General features: G+C 73.9%; 13 protein-coding genes. 9 read left to right on the forward strand and 4 right to left on the reverse strand.

What is annotated here, in order from left to right; translation table 11 throughout:
- The first annotated feature begins 9 nt into the window (after window positions 1-9).
- Entirely contained in the window at window positions 10-1986 is a 1977-nt protein-coding gene (locus tag ABZ910_RS01240; RefSeq protein ID WP_361357262.1) for a DUF5107 domain-containing protein, read from the forward strand.
- Window positions 1987-1992: 6 nt separating this feature from the next.
- Here ABZ910_RS01240 and ABZ910_RS01245 read toward each other — a convergent pair whose 3' ends face one another.
- On the reverse strand, window positions 1993-2340 hold the full coding sequence (locus tag ABZ910_RS01245) for a VOC family protein (RefSeq protein WP_361357264.1): 348 nt from the start codon (window positions 2338-2340) through the stop codon (window positions 1993-1995).
- Window positions 2341-2719: 379 nt separating this feature from the next.
- Here ABZ910_RS01245 and ABZ910_RS01250 point away from each other — a divergent pair, with 379 nt between their 5' ends.
- Entirely contained in the window at window positions 2720-4567 is a 1848-nt protein-coding gene (locus ABZ910_RS01250; RefSeq protein WP_361357267.1) for a transketolase, read from the forward strand.
- A gap of 55 nt (window positions 4568-4622) precedes the next feature.
- On the opposite strand, the gene ABZ910_RS01255 is transcribed toward ABZ910_RS01250, so the two are convergent.
- Both ABZ910_RS01255 and ABZ910_RS01260 read right to left on the reverse strand, forming a co-directional pair.
- Entirely contained in the window at window positions 4623-5438 is an 816-nt protein-coding gene (locus ABZ910_RS01255) for a class I SAM-dependent methyltransferase (protein WP_361357270.1), read from the reverse strand.
- Between the two features lie 121 nt (window positions 5439-5559).
- The gene (locus ABZ910_RS01260; protein ID WP_361357273.1) at window positions 5560-7065 is read right to left on the reverse strand and encodes a phosphatase PAP2 family protein; all 1506 of its coding nucleotides are present in this window, start codon (window positions 7063-7065) and stop codon (window positions 5560-5562) included.
- A gap of 87 nt (window positions 7066-7152) precedes the next feature.
- Between ABZ910_RS01260 and ABZ910_RS01265 the strand changes: the two genes are divergently transcribed.
- The 3 genes from ABZ910_RS01265 (at window position 7153) to ABZ910_RS01275 (ending at window position 9997) form a co-directional block, all read left to right on the forward strand.
- Window positions 7153-7815, forward strand: a complete 663-nt coding sequence (locus ABZ910_RS01265) for a histidine phosphatase family protein (RefSeq protein ID WP_361357276.1) — start codon at window positions 7153-7155, stop codon at window positions 7813-7815.
- A 153-nt stretch (window positions 7816-7968) separates the two neighbouring features.
- Window positions 7969-9588: an ATP-binding cassette domain-containing protein gene (locus tag ABZ910_RS01270; protein WP_361357279.1), complete on the forward strand. Its 1620-nt coding sequence runs from the start codon at window positions 7969-7971 to the stop codon at window positions 9586-9588.
- Window positions 9589-9718: 130 nt separating this feature from the next.
- Window positions 9719-9997, forward strand: coding sequence for a DUF6158 family protein (locus ABZ910_RS01275; RefSeq protein ID WP_361357282.1), 279 nt, complete (start codon window positions 9719-9721; stop codon window positions 9995-9997).
- Window positions 9998-10010: 13 nt separating this feature from the next.
- Here ABZ910_RS01275 and ABZ910_RS01280 read toward each other — a convergent pair whose 3' ends face one another.
- Entirely contained in the window at window positions 10011-10382 is a 372-nt protein-coding gene (locus ABZ910_RS01280; protein ID WP_361357285.1) for a DUF2795 domain-containing protein, read from the reverse strand.
- Window positions 10383-10624: 242 nt separating this feature from the next.
- Here ABZ910_RS01280 and ABZ910_RS01285 point away from each other — a divergent pair, with 242 nt between their 5' ends.
- From ABZ910_RS01285 to ABZ910_RS01300, 4 genes are all read left to right on the forward strand, one after another.
- Window positions 10625-11419, forward strand: coding sequence for an RNA polymerase sigma factor SigF (locus ABZ910_RS01285; RefSeq protein WP_361357288.1), 795 nt, complete (start codon window positions 10625-10627; stop codon window positions 11417-11419).
- A gap of 138 nt (window positions 11420-11557) precedes the next feature.
- Complete coding sequence (locus ABZ910_RS01290; protein WP_361357291.1) at window positions 11558-12550, forward strand: hypothetical protein; 993 nt, start codon at window positions 11558-11560, stop codon at window positions 12548-12550.
- A 95-nt stretch (window positions 12551-12645) separates the two neighbouring features.
- The gene (locus ABZ910_RS01295) at window positions 12646-13890 is read left to right on the forward strand and encodes an aminotransferase class I/II-fold pyridoxal phosphate-dependent enzyme (protein ID WP_361357294.1); all 1245 of its coding nucleotides are present in this window, start codon (window positions 12646-12648) and stop codon (window positions 13888-13890) included.
- Complete coding sequence (locus ABZ910_RS01300) at window positions 13887-14969, forward strand: MBL fold metallo-hydrolase (protein WP_361357297.1); 1083 nt, start codon at window positions 13887-13889, stop codon at window positions 14967-14969. The genes ABZ910_RS01295 and ABZ910_RS01300 overlap by 4 nt, the downstream gene beginning before the upstream one ends.
- Window positions 14970-14971: the final 2 nt, after the last annotated feature.

The raw sequence follows: 14971 nt of genomic DNA on the forward strand, positions 1-14971 counted from the left end.
CCGGGTTCCATGGTGATCGTGACGACGATCCGACGTGACGTACTGACGCTGCCCGCCGCCGAGTTGGGGCCGGACAACCCGCTGCCGCCGCTGGGGACGCTCGACGAGGTCCACCGCATCGAGGACCGCGACCGTGCGGAGCTGCCCCGGGACATGGCCCGGCAGGTCGGCTACGAGCCGCTGCACAGCCTGCTGCCGGTGCGCGTCCGGGACGGGTACGGCAGGACGCGCGAGCCGCGCGCGATCGACGCCCTCGTCATCGAGAACGACCGGCTGCGCGCCACCGTCCTGCCCGGCCTCGGCGGCCGGATCGCCTCCCTGGTCCACCTGCCGACCGGCCGCGAACTCCTCTACCGCAACCCGGTGTTCCAGCCGGCCAACTTCGCCCTGAACGGCGCCTGGTACTCCGGCGGCATCGAGTGGAACATCGGTGCGACCGGCCACACCGCCCTCTCCTGCTCGCCCCTGCACGCGGCCCGTGTCCCGGCCCCCGACGGCGGGGAGATGCTGCGCCTGTGGGAGTGGGAGCGGCTGCGCGACCTGCCGTTCCAGGTCGACCTGTGGCTGCCCGACGGATCCGACTTCCTGTACGTCGGCGTCCGCGTCCGCAATCCGCACGAGCGGCCCGTGCCCGCCTACTGGTGGTCCAACATCGCCGTCCCCGAGGAGTGCCGGGTGCTCGTCCCGGCCGACGAGGCCTGGCACTTCGGCTACGAGCGCAAGCTGCGCCGGGTGCCCGTCCCGTCGTACGACGGAATCGACCGCACGTATCCCGTCAACAGCCCTTACGCCGCCGACTACTTCTACGAGGTGCCGGACGGGTGGCGCCGCTGGATCGCCGCGCTCGACGCCGACGGGCACGGGCTCGCGCAGACCTCCACCGACGGCCTGTGCGGCCGCAAGCTGTTCGCATGGGGCTCGGGGCCCGGCGGGCGGCGCTGGCAACAGTGGCTCACCGAGCCCGGCACCGGCGGGTACTGCGAGATCCAGGCCGGGCTCGCCCGCACCCAGCTGGAGCACGTCCGGCTGGAGGCGGAGAGCGAGGTGTCCTGGCTGGAGGCGTACGGCCCCCTGGCCGCGCCGCCGGAGGGCGAGTGGTCCGAGGTGCTGCGCACGGCCGAGGAGCGGCTGGAGTCGGTCCTGCCGCGCGCGGCCGTCGACGCCGCGTACGCCGCCTGGAAGCCGTACGCCGACACCGAACCCGGCGAGATCCTCGCCACCGGCTCCGGCTGGGGAGCGCTCGAAGTGTTGTGCAGCGGCTGGAAGTTGCCCGGCACGCCTTTCGGCGAGACCACGCTGGACGACGCGCAGGCGCCGTGGCTGGAGCTGCTGCGTGCGGGTTCCTTCCGCGAGCCGTCGCGGTTGCGGCTGCCCGGCGAGACACTGGTCGCCCCGCACTGGCGGGACCTGCTGGAGACGGCCCCCGCCACGCCGCTCGCCGAGTACCACCTCGGCGTGGCCCAGTGGCACTCCGGCGACCGTGCGCAGGCGGTGCGCAGCTGGGAGCGGGCCCTCCGACTCGTCCCCTCCCGCTGGCCGTTGCTGCGCTGTCTCGCCGTCGCGGACCGGGAGTCGGGGCACCATCCACGGGCCGCCGACCGCTACGCCGAGGCGTTCGAGGAGCTGTGCCTCGAGGGGCGCGACGGCGACGCGGCGACGTCCACCGCGACGTGGACCGCCGTCACCGCCGCGCTCGGGCGCGAGGCTATCGAGGCCCTGCTGGGGGTGCGGCGGCCGGAGCGGGCCCGTGCCGTGTGGGAACGGCTCGACCCCGCGACCCGGGTGCGCGGCCGCTTCCGGCTCCTGGAGGCCGAGTTGCTGCTGGCCGAGGGGCGGCGCGACGAGGCCCGGGCGGTCTTCGACGACGGCTTCGAGGTGGCGGACCTGCGGGAGGGCGCGGAGACGATCGACCGGTTGTGGCGTCGTCTGGGCGACGACGCACCGCTGCCCCCGCGCTACGACTTCCGCATGCGGCCGGCCACGTAGAGGGGCTCAGACCCGGTGATCCACGTACTCGAACACTGTTCCGTCCGGATGCACGGCGAGCAGAGTGTGGCCCGCCGGCGTCGACACCGGGCCCGCGACGACGTGGGCGCCGAGGTCCGTGAGGATCTGGTGGGCCTCGTCCACGTCCTTCACCGCGATGGTCGCGGCCACCTTGCGCAGCAGCTCCAGCTCTGCCTCGGGGCCGCTCATCAGCAGGAACGAGCCGACCGCGGCGACCTGGACGCCGGCCCGCTCGGACCGGTGCGCTCTGCCGCCCGCGAGGCGTTCGTAGAAGGGGATCGCGGCTTCGATGTCGTCGACGCAGATGCGCAGTGAGGCGCCCAGAATTTCCATGCGGACGAGCCTAGTTGGGGTGGTCGGCCGAAGAGATCCACTTCGGGTGATCGACGCCCGCGAGCCGTGCCGGGCGGGTCCGTGCGGGGCTGGGCGAGGCCGTGTGCGGGGTCGCCGTGGGGCAGTCGTGGGACCGCCGGGGGGCCGCGTTACGCGTACGGGCCCTCGGGTACCCGGCGGGGATGGACAGCCTGGATCACCTCGGACATCTCGGACGCCGGGACAGGCGCCCGGACAAGCGTCTGGTCGACGAGCCGACGCGGGCGGCGCGTGAGACCGTGGGCGACGGGCTGTGCGAGCAGCGTCGCAGGCGGCGCCGTACGGCCGGGCCGCGCCGGTCGCACACCACGGCGCCCCGACACCCCGCGGAAGGAGCCTCATGAACACCGATGAACTCGTTGAACTCGCCCAGCAGTTGCGCGTGGACAGCGTGCGTGCCGCCGCCGCGGCGAAGTCCGGGCATCCGACGTCCTCGATGTCCGCCGCGGACCTGATGGCGGTGCTGCTCGCCCGGCACCTGCGCTACGACTTCGAGCACCCCGACCACCCGGCCAACGACCGCTTCGTGCTCTCCAAGGGACACGCCTCGCCCCTGCTCTATTCGGCGTACAAGGCGGCCGGAGCCGTCGACGACGCCGAACTGCTCACCTTCCGCAAGCTGGGCAGCCGGCTCGAAGGGCACCCGACCCCGCGCCGGCTGCCGTGGGTGGAGACCGCCACCGGCTCGCTCGGGCAGGGACTGCCGATCGGCGTCGGCATCGCGCTGGCCGGGAAGCGGCTGGACCACACCGGCTACCGGGTGTGGGTGCTGTGCGGGGACAGCGAGCTGGCCGAGGGCTCAGTCTGGGAGGCCGCGGAGCAGGCGGCGTACGAGCACCTGGACAATCTCACGCTGATCGTGGACGTCAACCGGCTCGGCCAGCGCGGCCCCACCCGGCACGGCCACGACCTCGACGCGTACGCCCGCCGCTTCCAGGCCTTCGGCTGGCACACGGTGGAGGTCGACGGGCACGACGTCGACGCCGTGGACCGCGCCTACGCCGAGGCCGAGTCCAGCACCGGGCAGCCCACCGCGATCCTCGCCCGCACCCTCAAGGGCAAGGGCGTCGCCTCCGTCCAGGACCGCGAGGGCCTGCACGGCAAGCCCCTGCCGGACCCCGAGGAGGCCGTCGCCGAGCTGGGCGGCGTCCGTGACCTGACCGTCTCGGTGCAGGGGCCGCCGGCCGACCGGGTGCGGCCCCCGGTGTCCATGAGCCCGCTGGAGCTCCCGCGCTACGACCTGGGGGACGAGGTGGCCACCCGGGACGCCTTCGGCCGGGCGCTGGCCGCGCTCGGCACCGCGCGCGGTGACGTCGTCGCGCTGGACGGCGAGGTCGGCGACTCCACCCGTACCGAGTTCTTCGCCAAGGAGCATCCCGACCGGTTCTTCGAGTGCTACATCGCCGAACAGCAGATGGTCGCCTCGGCCGTCGGGCTCGCGTCGCGCGGCTGGGTGCCGTACGCGTCGACCTTCGCGGCGTTCTTCACACGAGCGTTCGATTTTGTGCGCATGGCGTCGATCAGCGGTTCCGGCATCAACCTCGTCGGCTCGCACGCCGGTGTCGCGATCGGCCAGGACGGGCCCTCTCAGATGGGTCTGGAGGACCTGGCGATGTTCAGGGCGGTGTACGGCTCGACCGTGCTGTACCCGTGCGACGCCAACCAGGCCGCCCGGCTCGTCGCGGCGATGGCCGACCGGGACGGCGTGCGCTACCTGCGCACCTCGCGCGGCGCGAGCCCGGTCATCTACTCGCCGGACGAGGAGTTCCCGATCGGCGGCAGCAAGGTGCTGCGCTCCTCGGACGAGGACCGGCTGACCGTCGTCGCGGCCGGTGTCACCGTGCACGAGGCCCTCGCCGCCGCCGACGCGCTCGCCGGGGAGGGCATCCGCGTCCGGGTCGTCGACCTGTACTCCGTGAAGCCCGTCGACCGGGAGACGCTGCGCCGGGCCGCCGAGGAGACCGGCTGTCTGGTCACCGTCGAGGACCACCGCGAGGAGGGCGGCCTCGGGGACGCCGTCGCCGAGGCGTTCGTCGACGGCAGGCCCGTGCCCCGCCTGGTGCGGCTCGCCGTGCGGACGATGCCGGGCTCCGCCGCCCCCGACGAGCAGCTGCAGGCCGCGGGCATCGACGCCGAGGCGATCGCCACGGCCGCACGGCTGCTGGTGGAGGAGGCGGTCGTGCTGTGACCGACGCCGTGCGGACGGTACGGGCGGGCCGCCGCACGGTGGGGATCCGGGAGGTCTACTTCCGGCAGAGGATCTCCCCGTGCAGGACCCCGAACCAGCCGTCCTCCTGCTTCCCCCACTCCCGCCAGGCCTCCGCCACCGCCCGCAGCCGGTCGTCGGTCGCCTCCCCGAGCTGCGTGGCCCGTTCGGCGTACGACGAGGCGACGGTGCGGTCCGCCCACAGCCCGCTCCACCACTCCCGCTCGTCCGGCGTGGCGAAGGTCCATGTGCCGGACGTGGCGGTGATGTCCGTCAGTCCGGCGGCCAGCGCCCAGGAACGCAGCCGCCGCCCGGCGTCCGGCTCGCCGCCGTTGGCGCGGGCCACCCGCCGGTACAGGTCCAGCCAGTCCGTCAGCCCCGGCACGTCGGGGTACCAGGTCATCGCCGCGTAGTCCCCGTCGCGAGCGGCGATGAACCCGCCCGGCCTGGTCACGCGGCGCATCTCGCGCAGCGCCTGCACCGGATCGCCGACGTGCTGCAGCACCTGGTGGGCGTGGACGACGCAGAACGTGTCGTCCGGGAAGTCCAGGGCGTGCACGTCCCCGATCGTGAAGTCGACGTTGTCCAGGCCGCGTTCGGCGGCTGTGGCGCGGGCCTGGTCGAGGATGCCCGGCGCGTGGTCGACGCCGGTGACATGACCGTCCGGGACCAGGGCCGCCAGGTCCGCGGTGATGGTGCCCGGGCCGCAGCCGATGTCCAGGATCTTCATGTGCGGTTTGAGTGAACCGAGCAGATAGGCCGCGGAGTTGGCGGCGGTGCGCCAGGTGTGCGAACGCAGCACCGACTCGTGGTGTCCATGGGTGTAGACGGCGGTCTCCTGTGACTTCGGCATGGTCTGCCCCTTCGTGGTCCGGCACCGTTGCGCGGTACGCAGCACCGTACGCGCGCGTATCGAATGGCGGGACCCGCGTATCGCATGATGGACGGACTCGACCCGCTGCGCGACCGACGCCTCATCGGCTCTCCGGCAGCGGCCGGTAGACCGTGAGGGCCCGGGGGAGCTTCTCCAGCGTCACCTCGCCCGTCACGTCGGTGACTTCGCCGTCGTACGCCAGTGGCGTGGCGGGCGCGACACCGTCCAGGCGCAGCCGCTTCACCTGGATCGCGGCGTGGGCCGGGGAGCGGGTCAGCGGGCCCGCCAGGGCGGCGGCGAGCAGGCGCGGCGTGGGCCGGCGGCCGCCGTGCACGACCCGTACGTCGAGCTTTCCGTCCTCCAGGTCGAGCCGGCGGCCGGGCGCGAGTCCCATGCGGTGGTACATGCAGTTGCCGGCGAACAGCAGCCACAACGGGCGTACCGAGCCGCCGAGTTCGACCTCAAGCGGATGGCTGTCGGTGCGCAGCACGCGCAGCGCCGCGAGCACCCCGGCCGGCCAGCCGCCGATCCGGCCCGACCAGTGGTCCCGCACCCGCACCAGCTCCGGATAGACGCCCAGGCTCAAGGTGTTGAGGAAGATGCCCTCCCGGTCGGCCGACGTGAAGCGGCCGACGTCCACGCGCACGGACTCGCCCCGCCGGATGGCCTCGGCGAGGTCCCCCACGTCCTCCACGCCGAGGTCGTACGCGAAGTGGTTGAGCGTTCCGCCGGGCAGCACCGCGAGCGGCCGGCCGTGGCGCAGGGCGGCCGCGGCGGCCGCGTTCACCGTGCCGTCGCCGCCGCACACACCGAGCACCCGCGCGCGTGCGGCGGCCTTCTCCAACTCGTCCGCGATGACGCCCGGTTCGCACTCCACGACCTCCGCCTTCGGCAGCGCGTCCCGCAGCGTGCGCACCCGGTCGGCGGTGCCCGATGCCGCGTTGGCGACGAGCACCAGACCCTCGCCGTCGGGCAGGGGCGGCGCCACGGGCCGCGGAGACGGCCGCCGGACGGGCGGCGTCACGGGGACACGGGCCGGTACCAGCGACCGTACGACGAACGCGGCCCCCGCACCGAGGGCGGCGCCCGCGAGGACGTCGCTCGGGAAGTGGACGCCGGTGTAGACACGGGACATCGCGACCGAGAACGCCACCGGTGCCACCACCGCGCCCCAGGCCGGGGACTCCAGTGCGACGCCGGTGGCGAACGCGGCCGCGGAGGCGGCGTGACCGGACGGGAACGACGTGGTGATCGGCTGCCGCTTCAGCTGCCTGATCATCGGGACCGGGTCCAGGACCGGCCGGGGACGGCGCACCGTGCGCTTGCCGACGGTGTTGATGGTCAGGGAGGCGAGGCTCAGGGAGACGAGGCCGCGGGCGGCGGCCCTGCGGGCGCGCGGGGTGCGGATCGCCGCCATCGCGGCCGCCGCCGCGCACCACAGCACCCCGTGGTTCGCGCTCCGGCTGAGCCGCGGCAGCACTCGCTGCGCACCCGGCCAGTGGCGCTCGGCGGCCACCTCGAAGAGACGGTTGTCGAGGCCGAGCAGCCACGCGCGCACCGCGTGCCGGCCGGGCTTCAGGACGGTGAGATCGACATCTGGGCTCATGAGCGGCGGGTACCCTGAAGTGGCCCGTTGTTGCTTTCCGACGGTGCGATCGAGTGATCGAGTGCAGGAACGGAGAGGAAACCCGACATGCGCCTGCTCCTCGTCCGCCACGGTCAGACGCCGTCCAATGTCGACTGGCTGCTGGACACGGTCTCACCGGGACCCGGCCTGACCTCCCTCGGGGAGCAGCAGGCCGCCGCCCTGCCCGAGGCGCTCGCCGGCGAGGACATCGACGCGGTCTACGCCTCCACCCTCCTCCGCACGCGGCTGACGGCCGCCCCGCTGGCCGCCGCCCGCGGCCTCGACGTGATCGTCCGGGACGGCATCCGCGAGGTGTCTGCGGGCGACCTGGAGATGCTGCCCGGCGACTCGGAGCCGGGCAAGCTGTACATGAAGACCGTGTTCGCCTGGGCCGCCGGGGACACCGAGCTGCGGATTCCCGGCGGGGAGAGCGGCACGGAGGCGCTGGCGCGTTACGACGCCGTGGTCGCCGAGGCCGCGGACAGCGGCGCCGGCACCGTCGCCCTGGTCAGCCACGGCGCGGCCATCCGCCTGTGGACGGCGGCGCGCGCCGACAACGTCGACGTGCCGTTCGCCGCCGCGCGCCCGCTGGCGAACACCGGTGTCGTGGTCCTGGAGGGCTCCCCGGCCGACGGCTGGAAGGCGCTGTCCTGGGCGGGCGCGGTCGTGGCACCCACGGGAGAGGGCGGCCCGACCGGCGAGCCGGTGCGCGGGGACGCCGCACCCTAGGACCTCTCTTCCGGATCTTGCCGGGGTCGCCCCCATCGCCCCCGGCTCGGGTCGGCCTGATCCGGAAGAAAGGCCCTGGAGGACGGCCGCTCGGCCGGGACATCCGGATATCGGTTTGCCCGGGATCCTGGGCGCCGCGCAGAATGCCTCCTCATGGGACACCTGGAAGCCGCGCACCTCGAGTACCACCTCCCCGACGGGAGGGCATTGCTCGGCGATGTCTCCTTCCGGGTCGGCGAAGGCGCCTCCGTCGCGCTGGTCGGCCCCAACGGAGCGGGCAAGACGACCCTGCTCCGGCTGATCTCCGGCGAGCTGAAGCCGCACGGGGGCACGGTCACCGTGAGCGGCGGCCTCGGTGTGATGCGCCAGTTCGTGGGCTCCGTACGGGACGAGACGACCGTGCGCGACCTGCTGGTGTCGGTCGCGCCGCCCCGCATCCGCGAGGCCGCCCAGGCTGTCGAGCGGGCCGAGCACGCCGTCATGACCGTCGACGACGAGGCCGCCCAGCTCGCCTACGCCCAGGCCCTCGCCGACTGGGCCGAGGTGCGCGGCTACGAGGCCGAGACGCTGTGGGACATGTGCACCACGGCCGCGCTCGGCGTGCCCTATGAGAAGGCCCAGTGGCGGCAGGTGCGCACGCTCTCCGGCGGTGAGCAGAAGCGCCTGGTGCTGGAGGCGCTGCTGCGCGGCACCGACGAGGTGCTGCTCCTCGACGAGCCCGACAACTACCTCGACGTGCCCGGCAAGCGCTGGCTGGAGGAGCGGCTGAAGGAGACCCGCAAGACGGTCCTCTTCGTCTCCCACGACCGCGAACTCCTCTCCCGCGCCGCCGAGAAGATCATCTCCGTCGAACCCTCGCCCGCCGGTGCCGACGCCTGGGTGCACGGCGGCGGCTTCGCGACCTACCACGAGGCGCGGCAAGAACGCTTCGCCCGCTTCGAGGAGTTGCGCCGGCGCTGGGACGAGAAGCACGCGCAGCTGAAGAAGCTGGTGCTGAACCTGCGCCAAGCCGCCTCCGTCAGCCATGAGTTGGCCTCCCGCTACCAGGCCGCCCAGACCCGGCTGCGCAAGTTTGAGGAGGCGGGGCCGCCGCCCGAGCCGCCGCGCGAGCAGGACATCACCATGCGGCTGAAGGGCGGCCGTACGGGCGTAAGGGCCGTCACCTGCAAGGGACTTGAGCTCACCGGCCTGATGAACCCCTTCGACCTGGAGGTCTTCTACGGCGAACGGGTCGCCGTCCTCGGCTCCAACGGCTCCGGCAAGTCGCACTTCCTGCGCCTGCTCGCCGGTGACGACGTGGCGCACGCGGGGGAGTGGAAGCTCGGCGCGCGCGTCGTCCCCGGACACTTCGCGCAGACCCACGCCCATCCCGAACTGGCGGGCCGCACCCTCCTCGACATCCTGTGGAAGGAGCACGCCCAGGACCGGGGCCAGGCCATGTCCCGGCTGCGCCGCTACGAGCTGACCGGCCAGGCCGAGCAGTCCTTCGACCGGCTCTCCGGCGGCCAGCAGGCCCGCTTCCAGATCCTCCTGCTGGAGCTGGCGGGCGCCACGGCCCTGCTGCTGGACGAGCCGACCGACAACCTCGACCTTGAGTCCGCCGAGGCCCTGCAGGAGGGCCTGGAGGCCTTCGAGGGCACGGTCCTCGCGGTCACCCACGACCGCTGGTTCGCCCGCTCCTTCGACCGCTTCCTGGTCTTCGGCAGCGACGGCCGGGTACGGGAGACGGCCGAGCCGGTCTGGGACGAACGGCGCGTGGAGAGGGCCCGCTGAGGGCCGTCCGGACGCACCACGTGGAGCGGGCGGGGCAGGGGCTTCGTACAGTGGATTCAGGAACATGAGCTCGACGGCAACCTGCCGGACGCCGCTTGGGGCGGTGCCTCATCGGCGGGTGCCGGACCGGTTGACCGATCACGACGAGCGGGGCACCACCATGACCGGAGTCGAACCTGACCGGCTGGACGACCAGCAGCTCATGAAGGAGCTGGAGACGATCCACCGCACGCGCCACGACACGCTGCTCTACGGCTCGAACGACGCGCTGCGGGCCCACAACGAGCGCATGGCCCAGCTCGAAGGCGAGTATCTGCGCCGCAACCCGCGCCGCGTGGTCGCGGCGAACCGCACCCGTGAGGGTGCCCGCGAACGGGGCTGTGCGGGCACCATCACTCCGGGTGACTGAACGGCACTCCGCGTTACAGGAGTGCCTCGGCCAGCATCTCCATGTTGTCGTAGCGCTCCGACCCCCGCAGCCGCCGTACCGCCTGGACCAGCTCGTCGGGCGCGTTCCCGCGGCGCAGGGCACCGGCCAGTTCGCCCGCGCTAGCGGGGAAGGCCTCGCGTCCCAGGAACTGGGCCAGTTCCAGCCGTGCCGTCTCCAACGACGTCCGTGAGCCGCTCGCCGGCACCACCGGGCCCCGCCAGATCTCGGGGTCGTCGTCGGCGGGGGGCTCGGGGTCGCGCCACGCCTCGGCGCGGGTCGGGTGTCCGGACCTGAGCAGGCCCTGGAACTCGTGCTTCATGACGTCGTCCCGGTAGACGCTCAACCGGTCGCTGCCTCGCTGCATGGCTCCCTCCAGAATCTCAGGGCGTGCGCACCGCGTACCCGAATGAGCGGCGGCCGACACACGCCGCCGACGGACGACCGGTTTTGGGCCCGGAGGCCGGGGCAGGCGAACTGTCAGTGCTTCGGACAGGAGGCACGCCCGTGGGAGTGGCACGTCGTCGCCGCGGGAGAGCCTGTCCGATCGCGGCAGGCGTTCCCACGGGGACCGTCCGACCCAGCGCTCCAAGGGAGTTGCGACGCACCATGCCGAAACGAGCGAGCACGCTGCACCACCCGCACGACGACGCCCCCGACACCGCGGCTGCCTTCCGCAGGCTCGCCGCACTGCCGCCGGGCCGACGGCGCGACACGCTTCGTGACGAGATCGTCGAGGCCTGGCTGCCGATGGCCGAACGGCTCGCGGGGCGCTTCCGCGGCCGCGGCGAGAACTTCGAGGACCTGCGCCAGGTCGCGGCGCTCGGCCTCGTCAAGGCGGTCGACCGGTACGACCCCGGACGCGGCCATGCCTTCGAGAGCTACGCCGTGCCCACCATCACCGGCGAGATCAAACGGCACTTCCGCGACCACATGTGGACGGTGCACGTCCCCCGTCGGCTCCAGGACCTGCGCAACCAGGTGCGGGCCGCCGGCCAGGACCTCACGCAGAGCGCGCCGGGCGGACGGCCCAGCGTCGCGGAGATCGCCGAGCACGCGGACCTGAGCGAGGCCGACGTACGCGACGGTCTCGAGGCGCTGGACGGCTGCACCGCGCTGTCGCTGGACGCGGAGGCGCCCGGCAGCGACGACGGGTACTCGCTGAGCGACACCCTCGGCTCGTCCGATCCCGCGCTGGACGCGGTGGTGGACCGCGAGGCCGTGGCGCCCCGGCTGGCCGTGCTGCCCGAGCGGGAGCGGACCATCCTCTACCTGCGCTTCTTCGGGGACATGACGCAGAGCCGCATCGCCGAGCAGCTCGGCATCTCGCAGATGCACGTCTCCCGGCTGATCAACCGCTGCTGCAACCGGCTCCGGGACCAGGTGATGCGGGACGTCGCATAGCCGTCCGGGTCACCCGATAGGCCGTTCGCGTCCCGCTAATGGGGCCCGGCCGCGCGCGGGCCGCGGGCAGGCGAGCTGTGATGGCTGCGGGGGCACGACCGTCGTGCCCCCGCAGCCGTCGGTCCAAGGAGCTCGTTCATGCGCCGCACCGCCCGTGCCCTCGTCGTCGCCCTGGCCGGCGTGGCCGTGGGCACCGCCCCGGCCGCGTTCGCGGAGGCCGCCTCCGCGGGCCCCGCCGCGAAGGTCAGCCCGGCCACCGTCCAGCGAGGCGACAGCGTCACCGTGTCCGTGACCTGTGCCCCGACCCGCGCGACCGCCCCGGACACCATCAACGCCTCCTCCCTCGCCTTCGAGAAGGGAACGGTGCGGCTGAGCCGGGTCCCCGGCGCCGCCGGCCAGGCGTCCGCCCCCGCCTACCGGGGCACCGCGCGCATCGCGCCGGGCGCGAACGCCGTACCCGCCCCGAAGGCCTCCGACTCGAAGGCCTCCTCCGACTCGAAGTCACCCGGCCCGAAGGCGTTCGGGGCTTCCGGGGCTCCCGGGCAGGACGGCACGTGGACGGTCGACGGCGACTGCCCGGCCTCGGCCGGTACGAAAGGGCAACCGTGGAGCACGGAGTTGACGGTGCCTCCAGGTGGCAAGAGCACGGGGGACGACGCCGGTGCGGGGGCCGGTACGGGCACGGGCACGGGTGACAGCGGGTTCGGAGGCACCGGCAGCACCGGCAGCACCGATGGTCCCGGTGGCGGCAGCGACCAAGGCGTCGGGAACTCCGGCACCAAAGACCCCGACGCCGCCGCAGATCCCGGTGACAGTGATGACAGCGGCGACACCGATGACGGAGGCGCCTCCGCCGACGCGCAGCAGTGCGGCAACTCCAAGTCCTGTGACGGAAGTTCAGCGTGCGAGGAGTCCCAGGGGGCATCCTGTGACGAGGGCCGTACGTGCGACGAGCCCACGGGAGACGACACCTGCGGCTCGGACGCCACCGAGCACGGGGTGCAGGCCGGAGAGGGGAGCGTCGGCAACGGGTCCGTACCGGCGCTGGTCGCCGGCGCCGTGCTGATCCTGGGTGCGCTCGGGGCCGCCGTACACCGGCTGCTCCAGCGCAGGACGGACGCGTGGGGCTGACGCGGAACGCGGGACACAACAGCGGCGGACGCCCGCGGCGAAGCACGGACGGGACTGGGACAGGCCACGGCACCACGGACCGCACGGAGGCGGACATGCGGCGGACGGACCACGAGGGCCACGGCCCCGTCCGCTACGGTCCCCCCTTCCCCGACGACGGACTGCCCGTCCTCCCCGCACTCTCCGACGTGCTCGCCGCGGCGGCCGACCGGGCCGGGCCGCAGCCGGTCGGCGGCGCCCCCGCGGTCCTCGACGCGGCGTGCGGCTACTGGACGCGCCGCGGACTGCCCACCGAACCGGTCCAGGTGGCCGCGGGCCCCGGCGCGCCGTCCCTGCTGCTCGCGCTGACCGCCGCGCTCGGCGGCGACGTGCTGGTGCCGCGGCCTTGCGCCGCCTGGTGGGGGCCGTACGCCCGCCTGCTGGGCAGACCCCTGTTCCCCGTGGCGACCCCCGCCGAGTGCGGCGGCGTGCCGGACCCGTACGCCCTCATGGAGACCGTGCGCCGCGTGCGCGCGGAGGGCGGCGACCCGCGCCTGCTCGTGCTCTCCGTCGCCGACGACCCGACCGCCACCGTCGCCCCGCCCGAGCTGGTGCACGAGACCGTCGAGGTCGCCGAGGGCGAGGGGCTGCACCTGGTCAGCGACGAGACCTGGCGCGACACCGTGCACGCCCCGCACGACACCGTGCTGCTCGGCCCCGCCGAGATGCTGCCCGACGGGGTCACCGTCGTCACCGACCTGGCCGGCGCCCTGCTGCCGCCCGGCTGGCCCGCGGCCGTCGCCCGGTTCCCGGCCGGAGAGGCGGGGGAGCAGCTCCACGCGCGCGTGCTCGACGTCCTCACCGCTCTGGGGGCGCGGGTCGCGGAGCCGGTCGCAGCCGCCGCCGAGTACGCGCTCGACGAACCCGAGCCGGTCACCATACGCCGCGACGCCGCCGTGCGCCTGCACGCGCGCGTGGCCGCCGCCGTGCACGCCGCCGTGGCCGCCGTGGCCCTGTCCCGCCCGCCGCAGGCCGGGCGGCACCTCTACGTCGACCTCGATCCGCTGCGGGACTCGCTCGAAGCGCAAGGCGTCGGCGACGCACAGGAGTTGGAGGACTTCCTCACCGCCCGGCTCGGGATGCCGGCGCCCGGCGGCCACCGTTTCGGCGACGACCTCGGGGCGCTGCGCGTGCGGCTCGCGACCGGCCCGCTGCTGCGCGGGACCGACGAGGAACGCGCCGCATGCCTCACCTCACCCTCACCGTGGGAACTGCCACACGTGCAACGCGCGTTGATCTCCTTGAGGTCGGTCTTCGACGACCTTCGCGACGACGCTCAGCGATGGGAGCCTCCTCGATGACGCAGCAGACGCCGCCGTCCGGGTCGACCACCACGACCATGACAGCCGGGGAAGCCGCAGCCCCCGGCGCCCCCGCACCCACCGCCCCGACCCCCCTCGCGCCCCCCTTCCCGCCGCTCGCCGAACCCCGCCCGCTGGGCGAACACCGCTTCTGGCCACGGCTGTTCCACGACCGGCTCACCGCCCCCCTGCCCGGACTCAAGGCCTTCGCCCGCTTCGCCCGGGAGGGCTCCGTACGGCCCGGACCCGAGGGCCTCGCCGACATCCGCCACATCCCCTACGAGCCGGGCCCGGTGCCCCGCCTCGACGCCCCCACGATCGCCGTCAGCTGGGCGGGGCACGCCAGTTGGGTCGTCCAGATCGGCGGCCTCGTCGTCCTCACCGACCCGGTCTGGTCACGCCGGATCCTCGGCACCCCGGCCCGCATCACCCCCGTGGGCCTCGCCTGGAGCGCGCTGCCACGCATCGACGCCGTCGTCATCAGCCACAACCACTACGACCATCTGGACGCCCCGACCCTGCGCCGACTCCCGCGCCACACCCCGGTGTTCGTGCCCGCGGGCCTCGGCCGCTGGTTCCGGCGGCGCCGGTTCACCACCGTCACCGAACTGGACTGGTGGGAGGCGTCCGAACTGTCCGGCGTCCGCTTCGACTTCGTGCCCGCCCACCACTGGTCCAAGCGCACCCTCACCGACACGTGCCGCAGCCTGTGGGGCGGCTGGGTGCTCACCGCGCCGGACGGACAGCGCGTCCACTTCGCCGGCGACACGGGCTACGGCCACTGGTTCTCCCGCATCGGCCGCCGCTACCCCGGCATCGACCTCGCGCTGCTCCCCATCGGCGCGTACCACCCGCGCTGGTGGCTCAGCGACGTCCACTGCGACCCGGAGGAGGCGGTGCGCGCCGCCCAGGACCTCGGCGCCCGCCGGATGGCCCCCATGCACTGGGGCACGTTCGTCCTGTCCGCCGAGCCCGTCCTGGAGCCGCTCACCCGGGTACGGGACGCGTGGGAGAAGGAGGGCCTGGACCGCGAGGACCTGTGGGACGTTCCGGTGGGAGGCTCACGGGTGCTGGCGTAGAC

The sequence above is a fragment of the Streptomyces sp. NPDC046805 genome (assembly GCF_040645355.1).
Lineage (GTDB): Bacteria > Actinomycetota > Actinomycetes > Streptomycetales > Streptomycetaceae > Streptomyces.

Excerpts from the sequence above, each read along its gene's own strand:
- ABZ910_RS01245 (WP_361357264.1), bottom strand. The coding sequence starts at position 2,340 with ATGGAAATTCTGGGCGCCTCACTGCGCATCTGCGTCGACGACATCGAA.
- ABZ910_RS01250 (WP_361357267.1), top strand. The coding sequence starts at position 2,720 with ATGAACACCGATGAACTCGTTGAACTCGCCCAGCAGTTGCGCGTGGAC.
- ABZ910_RS01280 (WP_361357285.1), bottom strand. The coding sequence starts at position 10,382 with ATGCAGCGAGGCAGCGACCGGTTGAGCGTCTACCGGGACGACGTCATG.
- ABZ910_RS01285 (WP_361357288.1), top strand. The coding sequence starts at position 10,625 with ATGCCGAAACGAGCGAGCACGCTGCACCACCCGCACGACGACGCCCCC.
- ABZ910_RS01240 (WP_361357262.1), top strand. The coding sequence starts at position 10 with ATGGTGATCGTGACGACGATCCGACGTGACGTACTGACGCTGCCCGCC.
- ABZ910_RS01295 (WP_361357294.1), top strand. The coding sequence starts at position 12,646 with ATGCGGCGGACGGACCACGAGGGCCACGGCCCCGTCCGCTACGGTCCC.
- ABZ910_RS01290 (WP_361357291.1), top strand. The coding sequence starts at position 11,558 with ATGCGCCGCACCGCCCGTGCCCTCGTCGTCGCCCTGGCCGGCGTGGCC.
- ABZ910_RS01300 (WP_361357297.1), top strand. The coding sequence starts at position 13,887 with ATGACGCAGCAGACGCCGCCGTCCGGGTCGACCACCACGACCATGACA.
- ABZ910_RS01255 (WP_361357270.1), bottom strand. The coding sequence starts at position 5,438 with ATGCCGAAGTCACAGGAGACCGCCGTCTACACCCATGGACACCACGAG.
- ABZ910_RS01270 (WP_361357279.1), top strand. The coding sequence starts at position 7,969 with ATGGGACACCTGGAAGCCGCGCACCTCGAGTACCACCTCCCCGACGGG.
- ABZ910_RS01260 (WP_361357273.1), bottom strand. The coding sequence starts at position 7,065 with ATGAGCCCAGATGTCGATCTCACCGTCCTGAAGCCCGGCCGGCACGCG.
- ABZ910_RS01265 (WP_361357276.1), top strand. The coding sequence starts at position 7,153 with ATGCGCCTGCTCCTCGTCCGCCACGGTCAGACGCCGTCCAATGTCGAC.